The organism is Nocardioides oceani (assembly GCF_030412965.1).
Classification (GTDB): Bacteria; Actinomycetota; Actinomycetes; order Propionibacteriales; family Nocardioidaceae; genus Nocardioides; species Nocardioides oceani.
This window is the reverse complement of the sequence record NZ_JAUHJQ010000011.1, coordinates 1-15,236: the sequence shown is the minus strand read 5'-3', so window position 1 is coordinate 15,236 and position 15,236 is coordinate 1. Positions and strand designations below refer to the sequence as shown.

Sequence of the window (15,236 nt, the reverse complement as noted above, 5' to 3'; positions counted from 1 at the left end):
GCGCTACGGGCGGCGTTCCGGCTGCGGGTCAGGCGGGCTCGCCGTCGAGGAGCCGGCCGAGCATCTCCCACAGGTCGAGGTAGCCGTCAGCATCCTCGGGCGATGGTCGCCCCACTTGGCGTGAAGAGCGCGGATGCGGTCGAGGCGGTCGGGCAGCGCAGTGCGGGCGGCGGCCATGAACTCCACGTCGGGCGCGTGCTCGGGAACGTCGCCCCCGCGTGGGTACTTCCTGATCCCGAGCCGCTGCCAGTGAGCACCGGCGTAGGCGACGAGGATGTTGTCCGGGATCAGGGCGTCGGCGGCGGTGGCGCGGATCTTGTCGCCGTGAGGTGTCCACGGGCTCGGGGTGGCGCGGGCCTCCAGGGCGCGGAGCGTGGCGTCGTCGCTCAAGCTGGCTGGTCCTCCCGTGCGGTCGAGCGGTCGAGCCTTGTGGACGCGGCCGCGACGACGACGCTGATGCGGGCAGCCAGCGCCCGCAACTCGGCAGGCGTGCCCTGGATCGCCACCACGTCGTCACCGGCGAGCGTCAGGACCGGCTGGCGGTGCTCACCGGCTCCCACCCAGTCCTCGCCGGGAGTGAAGACCTGGAGGCTGGTCTCGTGGACGGCCAGCCACTCGATGTGCGCGCTCACGGGGTCACCTCGGCGGGTGCGGTGCCGATCAGGCGGCGGAACGCCTCCACGTCGGCCTCGAGGGAGAACAGGCGGCGCCGGTGCTGGTCGTTCTCGGCCGAGACCTCGGTCAGGACCTCGGCGAGGCCGACGAGGAACGCCACGACGGCATCGGCGGTGACCGTCTCGCCCATCGCGGTCCACGGCTTCGGGACGCGGCTGCTGGCGGCGTACGGCATCTTCATCATGGCGGCGAGGATGCGGCGCTGGTCGCGCTCGCTGATCACGGTGCCGGTCGGGTCCGGCTGGGTCTGCTCGGTCATCACTGCTCCTGTTCGGTGGTGCGGGTGGCGTACTCGGCGTGCAGGGCGTCCAGCGCCGTGGCGACGCTGGACAGGGCCGCGTCCAAGTGGTCGCGGGCGCTCTCGGGGGTCCACCGGCGCACGTCGCGCAGCCGGTGCTCGATGACGATTAGGTCGCAGGCCGTCTCGTTGAGGGTGTGCCGGTCCTTGGCCTCGCTGGCGGCGATGTCGGCGGCGGTGCCAGTCGGGGTGGAGTCTCGCTTCGCGATGGTGACGAACTGGTTGAGCGGCAGGGTGCGGGGGCCGAGGACCGGGGCTGCGATGTGGACTTCGCGTCCGGCGCGGCCGGGCTCATCCACCCTCACGGTGGTGATGGGGAATGCGATGCCGGTGTCGGGGTCGACCAGGGTGTCGGTCGGCCGGAGGTCCCAGGCGCGGACCTGCTCGGTGGCGAGGTCGGTGTGAGTGGTGGTGTCGGTCATGGCTCCTCCTTCGGTTGGGCCGGTGGCGGGCCGGACTCGGGGTCTCAGCCCGCCACCGGAGGACCTGGCGTGACGGTCAGGCCGGGGCGAGCGCGGTCCAGGCGCGGCGCTTGATCCGGTCGGGGTCGTCGCTGGTGAGCACGCGCGTGGCGCGGGCGGTCTGCTCGTCGCCCTTGGTGCGGACCGGGGCGTAGTGGTCGACGTACTCGGCCACGGCCTGGTAGCCGGCCCACGCGGTGTCGCGGATGCCGGCCTGCGTCTCGGCGTCGGCGAAGAGCCAGTGCAGCCGGGAGCGGCGACGGCGCTCGGTCTCGCGGACGCGCTTGGTCGCACCTGCCTCGGCCTTGCCGAACGTGGCGTCGATCAGGGCGTCGAACGCGGCGTCGGTCATGGTTTGCTGGATCAGCCGCTCGGCCTCGACCTGGAAGGCGTCGACGTAGGTGAACGTCAGCCCGAGCGCGTCGCGGGCGGCCTGCACGGCGGCCTTGGCGTTGCGGGTGTGTCGGATCGAGAACGACGACTCGTGGTTGCGCATGGCCGCGCTCTGGGTGTTCGCGCACACGACGCGGACCGGGGTCACGAGGATGCGGAACGCGCTGGACCCGTCGTGGCTGTTGAGCGCGGCGATGTTCAGGTCGACGCGGTCGGTGCCGCCGACGGTGAGCGAGTCGGGCAGCTGCATCGTGATGAACACCTGCCGACCGCCGCGCAGCGACCCGGCGGTGTCGAAGATCGCGCCTGACTCGTCGGCCAGCAGGTTCAGGAACTCGGCGTGGTCCTCGTTCTGCAGCGGCGTGTAGCCGCCGCCGACGACGCCGAGCGCCTCGGGCTCGCCGGTGAACGGGTTGGTGCGCACCGTGGCGAAGCCGGGGACCTCGATCGCGGTGACGCCGCCCTCGCTGACCTCGGCGGTGGTGAGGGGCAACTTGCGGACGTCCCAGCCGCCCAGGTGGCCGAGCGTCATGGCCTCCTCGGCGGTGAACGCGCGGTCGCGGACGGTGGTGCCCAGGCGGTGCCAGGCGTCCTTGCGGGCGAAGACGGCTGCGGCCTGCGAGCCGTGGGTCTCGATCTCGTGTGACATGTCGGGGGTCCTCCCGGTAGCGGATCAATCGAACTGAGTTCATTCTATGGTTTCTATTCCACTGAGGGCGGTTCTCCACAGGAAGAACCGCCCTCAAGTGGGGGAGTGGGGAGCCGGTCAGGCGGCGCTGTCGCTGGCCTCGTCGTCGCTGGCCTCGTCCTCCGGCTCGTGGCTGCCGGTGCTCGTCTGCGGTTCCTCGCCGAGCAGGATCCGCTCGACCTCGCTGGGCTGGTAGCCCCACTCCACGAGCGCGCCGAGCACGCGCGCGTCCCACGCGGTCGGGTTGCGCCACGAGTGCTTGCCGGTCGTGGCCTCCCACGCGGCGATGACGGCGGTGAGCGTGGTCATGGTCGCGGCCTTCGGCGTGCTCGCCTTGGTGGCGATCTTGTGGCACTCGTCGTGCCCCGCGCCGTAGTAGCCGGTGGGACGGTCGACGCCCAGCAGCGTGAACAGCATTGGGTGCCGGTGGTCCATGGCCTTGCTCAGCGAGTGGTGTCCGGTGACGACGGCCTCGCAGATCAGGGCCTCGGCACTCTTCGGGGCGGTCTTGCGGGCGACGAACGTGGCCAGCCACTCGCGGCGCACCGTCTCCGCGCTCGCCCAGGCCTTGTTGTTGGCGATCACGCGGTGGCGCTCCTCGCGGCGGGCCTCGGCCTGCTCCTCGCTCTCGCTCTCGTCGCTGCTGTCGGCGCTGGTGCTGCCGGAAACGCCGCGACGACGCAGGCCGGACGCGTCGAGGTCGGTGACGACCCACACCGGCACGTACTGCTGGTAGGGCTCGGCGGGCTCGTCGTCCTCGTCCTCTTCGTCGCTGTCGTCCTCGTGCTCCTCGTCGTACTCGTCCTCGGGGTAGACCCACTCCTTGACGACCTGGACGCGAGCGCCCGGGACGTTGGGCCACTCCTCCTCGGGCAGCGGCTCACCGTCCTCGGTGACCAGCCGCTCGATGCGCAGCAGCTCGTCGGCCTCCGCCACCTCCTCGGCGCTCAGCACCGGCAGACCCTCGGCGCGCAGCCGCTCGACCTCGGCGGCGTCGGCCTCGCGCTCTGCGGCCTCGTCGCGCAGCCGCTGCGCCTCGTGGGCGACCGAGCGCCGCCACCGCTTGGCGTTCTCCAGGCGCTCGACGGCCTCGGGGTCGTGCTCGAACTCGGCGAAGATCGCGGCCTCCTCCAAGGTCAGATCGCCGGAGTCGAGCCGGTTGCGGCTCTGGTCTGCCTTGGTGACCGCCAGGGCGGCGTTCACGGTCGGGCGGTCGATGCTGGTGCGCTTGGCGATCTGCGCGGCGCTCACGCCGAGCAGGGCCAGCTGCTCCACGCCCGCGACGATCTCGGCCTCGCGCATCCCGGCGCGGTGGATGTTCTCCACCATCTGGTCACCGATCCGGTCGGCGTCTGCGGGCTGGGGTACAACGCGGGCCGGGATCAGCCCGGTCGGGGTGCCGACCTCGGCGGCGGTCACGGTGCGGCGCTGGCCGCGCAGCAGGACGTACTGGCCGTCCTCGTTGCGGTAGACCGTGACGGCCTCCAGCACGCCGCGCTCCTTGATCGACTTGCGGAACTCCTTGTGGTCGGCGCGCAGGTCGGTCCGGACGTTGGTGCCGATGATGATGTCGGCGGGGTCGAGGTACAGGAGCTCCTCGGCCTGGACGACCTCGGTGGCCTCGTCGGCGGCGGTGTCGGCGCGGGTCTGGATGGTGTCGGGCATGCTGCTGTCCTCCATGAGTAGAATAGAAAGAACTGACAGGGCTAAGTCTCCCAGTGGGGGCCGACGCCTACCGGGCCACAGGGCGCACCTGTGGAAAGGTGGGCACCCGGTGAGGGTGGGGATAACCCCGGCCTCGGCGGGCGCGGACTCCGCTGCGGCGGCGCGGCGCAGCTGCACCTCGTAGCTGGCTGGAACCGAAGGAAATCGAGCGAGGGTGGGAACGGCTGCCCAGGGCCCCGACCGGAATGCAGCGGCGTTGGTGTTAGCCGCTGCAGCTCGACGCCGGCGGCCGAGGACAGGGGAGTGATCCGGTGACGAGCCAGACCACGATCCCGGTCGGGATCTACTGGAAGCCCGGCGTGTGGGACCTCGCCCGATCGGCCTACATCGCCGACCTGGACACCGACGCCGACTCACCCGGCTCGTTCGTCGGGTGGCTCGCCCAGGCGCTCGAGGTGCACGCCAAGCGCTCACCGCAGAAGCGGGCCGAGATCGCGTCCGCCGGCGAGAACCATCCCGCCCTGGTCAGCGTGACCCGCAAGAGCTTCAACAAGAAGCACGACCTGCCCGCCTCGACCATCGAGGCGGTCGAAGACGCACTCGTGGCCGATCGCCAGGAGCTCGGCCGGATGCTCGCCCGCTCTGCGTTCGCCCAGGAGGCAGTCATCGCCGCGGCCGAGGAGGCCCGCCGGCGACTGGGCCGAGACCTGCCCCCGCCACCGCAGAAGCTCAGCAACCGCCCGCCGCGGCGCCGGCCGGCACGGTAGGCCAGCTGGCCGCCGGCACCGTGTTGTGTCGGTGGCTGCGTCTAGCGTCCTTCCCAGCGCCCCGATCCGGTGCCCGAGAGCCGGTCGGGGCGCTTCTGTGCGCTGTGGGGATGACCGGCTGCACGCGAGCTCGAGCAACTAGTTCGGCAGATGTGATCGCTGCCGGACCCCGACGGGACCTAGGTGACCGCGGGACTCAACGTCCTCGCCGTCACCTAGGAGGAAGTCATGTCGACCACCGTCACCTTCGCCGGCAACCTGGCCGAGGCGCCAGAGCTGCTTTACACCCGCGAGAACGAGCCGTTCGTCAGCTGCCGGGTCCTGGTCAACCGCCGGACCCAGAACGACCAGGGGGAGTGGGTCAACGACGAGCCCACCGCCCACAACGTCAAGATCTTCGGCTTGGCCGCCACTCACGTGCACGACAGTTTCGGATCCGGCGACCCGATCTTCTTCCACGGCCTCGAGCGCACCGAAGCTTGGGCTGACAAGGAGACCGGCGAGAAGCGCACTAAGGACGTCGTGGTCGTCGACAACCGCTTCGGCGAGGTCGGCATCTCGCTCAAGTACGTCTCCGCGCGCATCGACCGCGCCCCCCACGCGGGCCAGGCCAGCTGAGGAGGTTCGCTCCGATGGATCTCGTCGTACAGTCCCCGGACGAGCTGCTGGCCGCGGTGCCGCACGTCCTCGGCTTCAAGCCGGAGGAGTCGATCGTGCTCGTGCCCTTCAGGCCCGGGCTGCCCATCACCCGCGTCGACCTGCCGAAGACGGCCGCAGACCGTGAGGAAGTATGGGACGCCCTCAGCGGCCCGTATGGCCGCCACGCCCGCCCCGGAGCCCGGCTGGCGATCCTCTGCTTCACCGAGGACCGGCGCAGCGCCGAGCTGGTCAGCCAGCATCTGTCCAACCGCCTCGAGACCGTGGGCATCACCACTCACATCCGGCTGTGGGCCGACGGCGAGCGGTGGCGTGAGTTCAACACCGGCCAGACCGGACTGCAGACCCAAGCGACCGCCGAGCGGATCGCGGCCGCCACCGTCCTGACCGGCGCCGCCCAGCCGGCGGCCAGCCGAGCCTCGCTGGCCGCCTCCATGGTCGGTGACCGGGAGCCGATCGCCCAGCTGCTCCCCGCGGCCCGGTCGGCGGCCGAGGCCAGCACTCCCGCCCTCGAGCGGGACTGGGCACTGGACCGGCTCGAGCAGTTCCACGCCGACGGCAACCGGCTCTCCGACGTCGACGGCGCACGGATGCTGGTGGCCCTGGAGACGATCAGCACTCGCGACGCGCTCTGGGAGGACATGAGCCGCGAGAACCGCACCTCCCACATGGCCGTGTGGACCGACCTCACCCGCCGCGCGCCGGACGAGGTCCGCGCGGCGCCGGCCTCCATGCTCGGCTTCGCGAGTTGGCTGCACGGTGACGGGGCCAAGGCCTGGTGTGCCCTCGACCAGGTGCCCGCCGACCGGCCCTACTCCATGGCCGCCATCGTCGCCTCGGCGCTGCAGAACGGCATCCCCCCGCGCGAGTGGGAGCGGTACCAGGCCAAGATGCGTGGGCTCGCCGCCGAGCTGGACGAGTCCTTCGTTCCCAAGCCGCCCGGGCAGCAGCGCGGCATCCCGGGCGCGCAGCCCGTCACCGACCGTCCGGCCCCGGGCCGCTGAGGAGGACCACCGCGATGAACCACGACGACGACACCACGGTGCAGCACAGCACCACCGAGCGTCAGCTGCGGCGCTTGGTCGTACCCGAGCCCGCGGCCTACGCGGCCGACAAGCGCCTCGACGTCATCCACGAACCCGACCTCGACCTGCTGTGGGGAGGCCCGGAATGAGCACTCCGCAGGCCGACGTCGACGACCGGCTGGCTCGCGTCAAGCTGAGCAGCGTCATCGAGCCCGGCGACCTGCGCGTCACCGGCCTGGTCAGCGAGCTCGGTGCCGGCAAGGTCCTCGACTACCTCGAGGCCGCCGCCGAGGTGGAGAACCACTGGGGTTTCACCATCGGCCACGAGCTCGCCCACGTCGATCCCGGCAGGTCCTCGAGCAGGCCGGCGGCCGCGGCATCCGGTTCGTCATCCCCGGCGATACCGCGTGGCCCGACCAGCTCGCGGGCTTGCGTGCCGCCGGCGCACTGTACGAGTGCGGCGGCGAACCCGTCGGGCTGTGGGTCAGGGGAGCGGCTGACCTCAGCCAGCTCGCAGCCAACGCCGTGGCCGTAGTGGGGTCGCGCGCCGCGACGGACAATGGAACGCATCAGGCCACCGAGCTGAGCCGGGACCTCGTGGCCATGGGCCACACCGTCGTCAGCGGACTCGCCTACGGCGTCGACCAGGCCGCCCACCGAGGCGTCCTTCTCGCGGGCGGCCCGACGATCGCCGTGATGCCGTGCGGGGCGGACCGGCCCTACCCGGCCGCGCACGCGCAGCTGCTCGAGGCGATTGCCGATCGCCCCCTCGTGGTCGCCGAAGCGCCACCCGGCACCGCACCCACCCGCGCCCGGTTCCTCGCGAGGAACCGGATCGTCGCCGGCCTCGCCGAGGGCACGGTGGTCGTCGAGGGAGCCTTCCGCAGCGGCGCCCTCACCACCGCGCAGTGGACCGATGCCCTGCACCGGCCCGTCATGGGAGTGCCAGGTCCCGTCACCAGCTCCGCCTCGGCCGGCGTGAACCAGCTGGTCCGACTGGGCCAGGCCAGCCTGGTCACTAGCGCGCAGGAGGTCATCACCGACCTCACCACCCACGCCTACTTAGCAGCGGCGGTCGGGATGCAGCTCGACGAGTCCTTCGTCCCGGGACCGGTGCGCTCGCCGCAGGGCCACGTCCCCGGCCCGGTCGCGTCTGCCGGCGCTCCTCGACGGTGAGGCCTGTCCGCGCGGCCCTGTGGATAACCCGATGTCACCGATGTGAGCACCTACGCTGCTGAACTGACAAGGAGGCAACACCGATAATGAGTCTGACCGACCCGCCGGAGCTGCTCAACGGGGCGAACTGACCAGTTGCTCGTGACAAGCGAACTGCGGCTCCGCCGCTACGTGGACGCGCTCCTCGGGACGCCGCGATACCGCGACGTCCCGGGCAGCCACCAGGTCTACAGGAAGCGGCAGACCTGGTCCGTGCAAGTTTCAGGTTCCACCTGCGCGGCTTGGCGCGGAGACGGTGGGCGCACACGACAGCGACAAGGGCGGCTAAGCCGCTGCTCATGAATCGTGTTCCCGCGCCGGGCTACAGGCCGGTGTGCCCGCTCGACGCCGACGCCCGGCCAGGCTCTCGTACGGTTGCAGACAACCTCTACACCGGGTGTGTGCCGCCGCTGAGGCCGACGACGTTGCGCCAGGTCTCGCCAGGCCAGCCCGCCGTTGCGTTCGCAAGCCGCAACGAGTGATGGGCAGTTCTCAGGAGGGAGCAGGCCGTGCACGCGGAGTGTCGTTCCGGGCTGTCTTCAAGGAATGTGAGCGGTCAGGCAGGAAGGTCGTCGCCCGACCGTGTGCGCTCCCGTGCTTCGGAAGCCTCCGCCCAGGCCTCGGTGCCTTCACGCAGGGCCACGGTTGCGATGGCGAGCGCTGCGATGGGATCCGCCCACCACCAGCCGACTGTGCTGTTGAGGGCCAGGCCGGCCAGCACCGTGATGGAGAGGTAGTTGGAGAGCCAGGTCTCCTTGGACTGGGCGACCAGCACGGGATTGCCCAGATCGCGGCCGGTCCGCCCCTGCGCGAAGGCGACGGGCACCATTACTGTCAGGGCAACTACGTTGAGGATGATTCCGATCAGAGATTCCCCGGCCTTGTCGGCGGTGATCAGGTCCCGTAACGCCTCGAAGGTCACATACGCCGCGAGGATGAAAAAGGTGGCGGCGATGGCCTTCAACGCCGGGCTCTGACGGGCTGAGAGCCGCCGCGCAGCTGCCAGATGACGACGGAAGCGGCAAAGACTTCAATGCCCGAGTCGATCCCGAAGCCGACCAACGCGATAGAGCCGGCGGCCAGCCCGGCAGTGACTGCGACTGCGCCTTCGATGAGATCCCAGACCACGATCAGCCACGCCAGTCGCAGACCTCTCCGGGTTAGTGCGGCAGTGTCGGTGCTCACGAGTTCTCCTTGCTCACCGGGGACGGCGGACTGTCCTTCAACGGTGCTCCACCGTGGTCGACAGTGCGTTCGGGGCGGGCGTGCAGCAGCGCGATCACGATGCATCCGGTGACCAGAAAGGTGTCGGCGAGGTTGAAGGTGGGCCACCACCCGGTGTGCAGGTAGTCGGTGACCACTCCGTCGCCCGCGCGGTCGACCACATTGGCAACCGCGCCACCGATCACTGCGCCTCCGGCGATCCGCTCAATCCACCCGGCTCGAGGGGCTCGATACCACGCGTAGATAGCGAACGCAACAGAGATCGTCGCGGTAATGGCCACGATCACCCCGGCAGGCAACTTGTCGCCCATGCTGAACGCCACGCCCGGGTTGTACGCCAGCCGCAGTTCGATCAGGCCGATATCAACCGACGAGTCGGCAAGCCGAACCTCGGAGACGGCCTTGGCGGCCAGGTCCACCGCGGCCACTGTCGCGGCCGCCAGCAGGACCGCGACGCGACCGGCTCCCGCTTGCGTCGGGGCCTCGCACGAACCGGCGGTCACCTCGCAGCGGCTTCCGCCGGCACTGGTGCCGCCGTCGGCTGGGCGGTCGGCGCGGGCGGTAGCGGCCGGGCGCGGCCGGCGCGGACGCCGTTGCCAATGACGAAGATCTCTGCGATCTCGTGGACCAGGACCACCGCTGCAAGCCCGAGAACACCGAAGGCAGCGAGCGGGATCAGGACCGCGATCAGGCCGAGGGAGAGGCCGACGTTCTGCAGCATGATCGACCGTGCCCGGCGGGCGTGGGTCAGGCTGTGCGGTAGGTGGCGCAGGTCCTCACCCATCAACGCGACGTCGGCGGTCTCGATCGCCACGTCGCTGCCCATCGCTCCCATCGCGATCCCGACGTCGGCGATGGCGAGGGCCGGGGCGTCGTTGACCCCGTCCCCGACCATCGCGGTCGCCCGGCTCTCGCGGAGGCGCGCGATGATGGCGGACTTGTCCTCGGGGCGGAGTTCGGCGTGCACGTCGCTGATCCCGGCCTGCGCGGCCAGGGCAGTTGCCGTCCGCTCATTGTCGCCGGTGAGCATGGCGACCTCGTAACCGCCGGCCTGGAGGCGGGCGACCACCTCGGCCGCCTCGGCACGGAGGTCGTCGCGGACGGCGACGGCACCGATCACGACTCCGTCGTACTCCACCAGCACCGCAGTCGCGCCGGCCTCCTGCATGGCTGTGACCGGCTCGGCGAGGTCTCCAGCGGGGATCCAGCCAGGCCGCCCCAGCCGGGCGGGCCGGCCGCCGACCGTTCCGATCAGGCCGGCACCAGTAACCGCCTCGACGTCGTCGGCATCGCGGTGCTCGGGCACGGCGGCGAGGATCGCGCGGGCCAGCGGATGCTCGCTGCGAGACTCCAGCGCGGCCGCCACGTCGAGGACCAGCTCGCGGGTCTGTCCCCGAGCGATAGCAACCTCCACCACGCTCGGCTGGTTACGGGTCAGGGTGCCGGTCTTGTCCAGGGCGACGGTCCGGATCCGGCCGAGCGCCTCGAGAGCGGCACCGCCCTTGACCAGGGCGCCGATGCGGCTCGCGGCGCCGATGGCGGCGACCACGGTGACCGGCACGGAGATCGCCAGCGCACACGGGGAGGCGGCGACCAGGACGACCAGGGCGCGCTCGATCCACGTGGACGGGTCGCCAAGGACGCTACCGATGATCGCAATCACGGCGGCGAGAACCATGATCCCGGGCACCAGCGGCTTGGCGATCCGGTCGGCGAGGCGCTGGGCGTTGCCCTTGCGGGACTGCTCAGCCTCCACGATGGTGACGATCCGAGCCAGGGAGTTGTCCTCGGCGGTGGTGGTGACCTCGACCTCAAGGACTCCGCTGCCGTTGATCGAACCGGCGTAGACCGTGTCGCCGACGCCGGCCTCGACGGGCACGGACTCGCCGGTGAGGGCGGAGACGTCCAGGGCCGTGCGGCCGTTACGGACGACGCCGTCGGTGGCGACGCGCTCACCCGGGCGGACCAGGAGCAGGTCGCCGATCACGAGGTCGGCCGGGGAGACGGAGACCTGGGCACCGGCGCGGAGGATGGTGGCCTCCGCCGGGACCAGGGACAGCAGGGCGCGCAGCCCCCGGCGGGTGCGGGCGACGGCGTACTCCTCCAGGCCCTCGCTGATGGAGTAGAGGAAGGCCAGCATCGCTGCCTCGGCGACCTCGCCGAGGATGACCGCGCCCACGGCGGCGATCGTCATCAGGGTGCCGACGCCGATCTTGCCCTTGGCCAGTCGCCTCAACGTGTTCGGGACGAAGGTCCAGGCGCCGAGCGCCAGGGCAATCGCATTCAGCCCGACCACCATAGAGTCGGAGGCGCCGGATCGGTCGGCAATGAATCCGGCGAGGAGGAAAACTCCGGCCAGGGCGGCGAACCTCAGCTCGCTGACCTGCCAGAGTCGTTCAGGCTCGTGTTCCTCGAGCTCGCCGTCGTCGTTGCGGGGCTCGTCGTGGCCGCAGCCGCAGGCGTCCGTCACGGTGCTACTTCCTCAGTCGTCGTAGGGGTGGTGTCGGTGAGGGTTTCGGCGCCGAAGTTTGGGCAGAGCACGACTGCGTCGCCGGTCAGTGCCAGGATCTGCTCGGCCGCCGCGAGCAGCTCCATCAGTTCCGGGTGGGCGATGGAGTAGAACATCTGTCGCCCCTCAGGCCGACCGACGATCAGGCCGCAGTCGCGCAGGCAGGCCAGGTGCCCGGACACCGTGCCTTGGGCCAGCCCGAGAGCTTCGGTCAGGTCCACGACCCGGCGCTCGCCCGCGGACAGCTGACGGACGATCGCCAGCCGGTTGCGATCGGCCAGGCCGTGGAACAGAGACGCTCCTCGCCGCAGAGCCGGGTCGTCATTGGCCGTTGTCATCGACATGCGCCGATGATAGCGTCCCATTCGTGGATCGTCCAACGCCGCTGTTAGCGGGTAGCGCCTAAGGGGTTCGCCATGGCAGAGACAGCGGTTCGTAGGGGGAGCGGGACGCGAGAGCACGATGCGGAGCCTGGGGGGGTTCGTCGGTCTCTTGCTCCGTCGCCGCGGCTGGGTACTGCTGACGGCGTTGCTGCTCATGGTCCTTGCTGGGCTGGCCGGGCGGGATGCAGGCGACAAGCTCGTCTCCGGCGCCTACCTGGATCCCTCGGCAGAGTCGCAACAGGCAGCCGAGGTGCTGACCCGCCACTTTCCCGGCGGCCCGCCAAACCTGGTCCTCATCGTCGAGACGAGCTCCGGCACCGTCGAGTCTCCTGACGCAACGCAGTCGGGACGCGCACTCAGCGAGCAGCTGAGCGAAATGCCCGGAGTCGCCGGCATGCAGTCCTACTGGACCACCCCGGACCCATCCCTGCGCGCAGCCGACGGGCGGTCAGCTCTGATCGCCTTACAACTGACTGGTGGCGAACACGCGGCGCAGGAGACTGCGGGAACGATCATCGCCAACCTCGAGGAGGCGTCGAGCGACCTGCACGTGAGCCCTACCGGTCCCGCTGCGGTGGGACTGGCGGTGGACGAGCAGGCGGAGAGCGACCTGGTCTCCGCGGAGATGGTGACCTTGCCCATCACCCTGCTCGTGCTGCTGCTCGTCTTCGGCTCGTCGATCGCAGCCGGCCTCCCCCTCCTCGTGGGTGCCGGAGCGGTAGTCGGGACGCTGGCAGTGCTCGGGCTGATCGCCGACGCCACCACCATGTCGAGCTACGCCCTCAACCTCACGACCGCTCTGGGGTTCGGACTGGCGGTGGACTACAGCCTGTTCCTGGTCACCCGGTTCCGTGAGGAACGCCGCGCCGGGCGCTCGGTCGAGTCCTCGGTGCTGATCGCCGTGCGGACTGCCGGACGAACCGTCGTGTTCTCCGCAGTCACGGTGGCACTCTCCCTGTCGGCGCTCCTGCTGTTCCCGATGCCATTCCTGCGGTCACTGGGGTACGCCGGGATCGCGGTCACCGCGCTCGCCGCGGTGACCGCGGTGGTCGTCGTCCCCGCGCTGCTCGCCCTGGTCGGACACCGGCTCGATCGGGCCGACCTGTTCGCCCCGATCCGCCGGCGGATCACCGGACGCCGCGCCGGCGTCGGAGAGGAGCGGCAGACCTGGCACCAGATCGCCGCCCTCGTCATGCGCCGCCCCGTCCTGATCCTCGTCTCGGTCAGCGCCGTACTCATCCTGCTGCTCCTGCCGTTCACCGGCGTGCGGTTCGGACTGCTGGACCACCGCACCCTGCCCGCAGAGCACCCCGTCGCCCAAGCCGCCGAACAACTGGCCCGCGACTTCCCGGCCGCGGCCGACGACCCGATCACAGTGGTACTCCCATCGGAACGCGACGCCGGCGCAGGGCTGGACGAGCTGGACGAGTACGCCGCACGACTCTCGGCCCTGCCCGGAGTGGCGAGTGTCGAGACCGCGACCGGCCAGTACGCCGACGGCCAATCGACCGCGCCAACCGGCCAGGAGGCCGCAAACTGAGTGCCCGCTACACCGCGCCCGCCGGAACATGGCTAGCCGTCACCCCCTCCGCGGCTGACCCCGTCGACGCACGCGATGTCGTGACCGACATCCGCGACCAGCCGGCTCCAAGGGACGTGCTGGTCGGCGGCTCCGCAGCCACCCTCCTCGATGCCACCGACACGATCGCGGACCGGTTGCCGTGGGCACTCGCCGTGATCGCGCTGTCGACCTTCCTCCTGCTGTTTCTGTTCACCGGGTCGGTGCTCATCCCATTGAAGGCGATCGTGACCAACCTGCTCAGCCTCAGCGCCACGTTCGGCGCCCTGGTCTACGTGTTCCAGGAAGGACACCTGCGCTGGCTAGTTGTGGTGTCCGGGGACGTTGGTCAGCCGGGTGATCGGTGGCCGGCCTCCGATGGCGGAGTGGGCGCGGTGGTGATTGTAGAAGTGGAGCCACCCGGGTAGGGCGTTGTCGCGTTGCTGGGTGGAGTCGTAGAAGCGGGCGTAGGCCCAGCCGTCGGCCAGGGTGCGGTGGAATCGTTCGATCTTGCCGTTGGTCTGGGGTCGGTAGGGCCTGGTGTGTTTCGGCTTGATGCCGAGTTCGGCACAGGCGTCGCGCCAGGCGTAGCTGCGGTAGCAGCTGCCGTTGTCGGAGAGCACCCGTTCGACGGTGACGCCGTGGTCGGTGAACCAGGCAACGGCGCGTTGCAGCACGCCGATGGCAGTGCTGGCTTTCTCGTCGGTGCAGATCTCGGCGTAGGCCAAGCGTGAGTGGTCGTCAATGACGGTGTGCACGAACGCGGTGCCGATCACAGGGCGCGAGTGCTTTCCGCGTTCGCCAGTGCGCAGCGCGGTCGCGATGCCGTTGGCACGGCCTTGCTGGCGGGTGAGGAATCTGTGGCCGCCGCCATCGGGGATGTTGCCGAACTTGGTGACGTCGACGTGGATCAGCGACCCCGGGTGTGGATGCTCGTAACGGCGCAGCGGTTCGCCGGCGACCCGGTCGATATGGGAGAGCCGGTTGACCCGGCAACGCACCAGCACGGTATGCACGGTCGAGGCCGACAGTCCGAGTCGGCCGGCGATCTGAACCGGGCCGAGGCGGTGGCGCCACCGCAGCCGCACGATCTGCCGGACCAGCCGCGGACTGGTTTTGGTCGGGCTGGTGTGGGGCCGTGAGCTGCGGTCGGTCATGCCCGCGACGCCTTCAGCGCGGTAGCGGTCGGCCCACTTCTTCGCGGTGCGCGGGGCGACCATGAACATCTTGGCCGCGGCGGCATAGGTCCACCCGCCATCGACGATGAGTCGGGCGAGACGCAGACGGGTGCGCGGGGTCAGGGCAGCGTTAGCGTGGGACACGAGGGCCTCCGGTCAGTGAAGCGGTGAACTAGACAGCTCCACTTCACAACCGGAGGCCTTCGTCTGTCAGCCAGGCTCACCGATGCCGGGTTGAACAACCTCCCTGGACATCACAGCTAGTCGGTGGCTTCACACCCACCGGCACCCTGGAAACCACCTTGCCGGTCCTTGTCTTCTGCGTCGCATTCGGCTTGTCGATGGACTACGAGGTCTTCCTGCTGTCCCGTATTACCGAGGCTCATCGCAACGGCGCCAGCACCACCGAAGCGGTAGCCAAATGAGGTTCCCCCCGGACCGTAGAGGCATCGACAATGAGGATCGAGATGCCAGAGAAGCGGAAGAAGTACGACCGGGAGTTCCGTGAGGGAGCTGTCCGGATCGTCGAAGAGACCAACA

The 15,236-nt window shown here is 70.2% G+C and carries 21 protein-coding genes; 9 read left to right on the top strand and 12 right to left on the bottom strand.

Annotation, left to right across the window (positions count from 1 at the left end):
* Positions 1-3: 3 nt before the first annotated feature.
* From QWY28_RS19680 to QWY28_RS19655, 6 genes are all read right to left on the bottom strand, one after another.
* Positions 4-390 (bottom strand): hypothetical protein, encoded by a 387-nt coding sequence (locus tag QWY28_RS19680; RefSeq protein ID WP_300954378.1) that lies wholly within the window; start codon positions 388-390, stop codon positions 4-6.
* A complete protein-coding gene (locus tag QWY28_RS19675; protein WP_300954377.1) occupies positions 387-632 on the bottom strand; it encodes a hypothetical protein in 246 nt (81 codons plus the stop codon). The genes QWY28_RS19680 and QWY28_RS19675 overlap by 4 nt, the downstream gene beginning before the upstream one ends.
* Entirely contained in the window at positions 629-934 is a 306-nt protein-coding gene (locus tag QWY28_RS19670) for a hypothetical protein (RefSeq protein WP_300954376.1), read from the bottom strand. The genes QWY28_RS19675 and QWY28_RS19670 overlap by 4 nt, the downstream gene beginning before the upstream one ends.
* Complete coding sequence (locus QWY28_RS19665; RefSeq protein ID WP_300954375.1) at positions 934-1,395, bottom strand: hypothetical protein; 462 nt, start codon at positions 1,393-1,395, stop codon at positions 934-936. Before QWY28_RS19665 ends, QWY28_RS19670 begins: the two co-directional genes overlap by 1 nt.
* A 76-nt stretch (positions 1,396-1,471) precedes the next feature.
* On the bottom strand, positions 1,472-2,476 hold the full coding sequence (locus tag QWY28_RS19660; RefSeq protein WP_300954374.1) for a DUF932 domain-containing protein: 1,005 nt from the start codon (positions 2,474-2,476) through the stop codon (positions 1,472-1,474).
* Positions 2,477-2,593: 117 nt separating this feature from the next.
* Positions 2,594-4,180, bottom strand: coding sequence for a ParB/RepB/Spo0J family partition protein (locus QWY28_RS19655; RefSeq protein ID WP_300954373.1), 1,587 nt, complete (start codon positions 4,178-4,180; stop codon positions 2,594-2,596).
* Positions 4,181-4,491: 311 nt separating this feature from the next.
* Here QWY28_RS19655 and QWY28_RS19650 point away from each other — a divergent pair, with 311 nt between their 5' ends.
* The 6 genes from QWY28_RS19650 to QWY28_RS19625 all read left to right on the top strand — a co-directional run bounded on the left by QWY28_RS19650 (position 4,492) and on the right by QWY28_RS19625 (position 7,805).
* Entirely contained in the window at positions 4,492-4,947 is a 456-nt protein-coding gene (locus tag QWY28_RS19650) for a hypothetical protein (RefSeq protein ID WP_300954372.1), read from the top strand.
* 228 nt (positions 4,948-5,175) lie between these two features.
* On the top strand, positions 5,176-5,565 hold the full coding sequence (locus tag QWY28_RS19645) for a single-stranded DNA-binding protein (RefSeq protein ID WP_300954370.1): 390 nt from the start codon (positions 5,176-5,178) through the stop codon (positions 5,563-5,565).
* 14 nt (positions 5,566-5,579) lie between these two features.
* The gene (locus QWY28_RS19640; protein WP_300954369.1) at positions 5,580-6,608 is read left to right on the top strand and encodes a DUF4192 domain-containing protein; all 1,029 of its coding nucleotides are present in this window, start codon (positions 5,580-5,582) and stop codon (positions 6,606-6,608) included.
* A gap of 14 nt (positions 6,609-6,622) precedes the next feature.
* Complete coding sequence (locus tag QWY28_RS19635) at positions 6,623-6,778, top strand: hypothetical protein (RefSeq protein ID WP_211730933.1); 156 nt, start codon at positions 6,623-6,625, stop codon at positions 6,776-6,778.
* A complete protein-coding gene (locus tag QWY28_RS19630) occupies positions 6,775-7,164 on the top strand; it encodes a hypothetical protein (protein WP_300954485.1) in 390 nt (129 codons plus the stop codon). The genes QWY28_RS19635 and QWY28_RS19630 overlap by 4 nt, the downstream gene beginning before the upstream one ends.
* A complete protein-coding gene (locus QWY28_RS19625) occupies positions 7,059-7,805 on the top strand; it encodes a DNA-processing protein DprA (RefSeq protein ID WP_300954365.1) in 747 nt (248 codons plus the stop codon). The genes QWY28_RS19630 and QWY28_RS19625 overlap by 106 nt, the downstream gene beginning before the upstream one ends.
* 595 nt (positions 7,806-8,400) lie before the next feature.
* On the opposite strand, the gene QWY28_RS19620 is transcribed toward QWY28_RS19625, so the two are convergent.
* The 5 genes from QWY28_RS19620 to QWY28_RS19600 are packed head-to-tail and all read right to left on the bottom strand — an operon-like array spanning position 8,401 to position 11,921.
* The gene (locus QWY28_RS19620) at positions 8,401-8,808 is read right to left on the bottom strand and encodes a cation efflux transmembrane domain-containing protein (RefSeq protein ID WP_300954364.1); all 408 of its coding nucleotides are present in this window, start codon (positions 8,806-8,808) and stop codon (positions 8,401-8,403) included.
* Positions 8,805-9,029, bottom strand: coding sequence for a hypothetical protein (locus tag QWY28_RS19615; protein WP_300954363.1), 225 nt, complete (start codon positions 9,027-9,029; stop codon positions 8,805-8,807). The genes QWY28_RS19620 and QWY28_RS19615 overlap by 4 nt, the downstream gene beginning before the upstream one ends.
* Positions 9,026-9,571: a signal peptidase II gene (gene lspA, locus QWY28_RS19610; RefSeq protein ID WP_300954362.1), complete on the bottom strand. Its 546-nt coding sequence runs from the start codon at positions 9,569-9,571 to the stop codon at positions 9,026-9,028. The genes QWY28_RS19615 and lspA overlap by 4 nt, the downstream gene beginning before the upstream one ends.
* Entirely contained in the window at positions 9,568-11,538 is a 1,971-nt protein-coding gene (locus QWY28_RS19605) for a heavy metal translocating P-type ATPase (protein ID WP_300954361.1), read from the bottom strand. The genes lspA and QWY28_RS19605 overlap by 4 nt, the downstream gene beginning before the upstream one ends.
* Positions 11,535-11,921, bottom strand: a complete 387-nt coding sequence (locus tag QWY28_RS19600; RefSeq protein ID WP_300954359.1) for an ArsR/SmtB family transcription factor — start codon at positions 11,919-11,921, stop codon at positions 11,535-11,537. Before QWY28_RS19600 ends, QWY28_RS19605 begins: the two co-directional genes overlap by 4 nt.
* A gap of 148 nt (positions 11,922-12,069) precedes the next feature.
* Here QWY28_RS19600 and QWY28_RS19595 point away from each other — a divergent pair, with 148 nt between their 5' ends.
* Both QWY28_RS19595 and QWY28_RS19590 read left to right on the top strand, forming a co-directional pair.
* Positions 12,070-13,500 (top strand): MMPL family transporter, encoded by a 1,431-nt coding sequence (locus tag QWY28_RS19595; RefSeq protein WP_300954357.1) that lies wholly within the window; start codon positions 12,070-12,072, stop codon positions 13,498-13,500.
* Positions 13,501-13,580: 80 nt separating this feature from the next.
* A complete protein-coding gene (locus tag QWY28_RS19590; protein ID WP_300954356.1) occupies positions 13,581-13,946 on the top strand; it encodes an MMPL family transporter in 366 nt (121 codons plus the stop codon).
* Here QWY28_RS19590 and QWY28_RS19585 read toward each other — a convergent pair.
* Positions 13,842-14,840 carry an IS481 family transposase gene (locus QWY28_RS19585; RefSeq protein WP_300954355.1) on the bottom strand — a complete coding sequence of 333 codons (999 nt, stop codon included), beginning with the start codon at positions 14,838-14,840 and terminating at the stop codon, positions 13,842-13,844. The two genes, QWY28_RS19590 and QWY28_RS19585, sit on opposite strands and share 105 nt — an antisense overlap.
* A gap of 197 nt (positions 14,841-15,037) precedes the next feature.
* On the opposite strand from QWY28_RS19585, the gene QWY28_RS19580 reads away from it, so the two are divergent.
* Positions 15,038-15,121: a hypothetical protein gene (locus QWY28_RS19580; protein ID WP_300954482.1), complete on the top strand. Its 84-nt coding sequence runs from the start codon at positions 15,038-15,040 to the stop codon at positions 15,119-15,121.
* Positions 15,122-15,236: the final 115 nt, after the last annotated feature.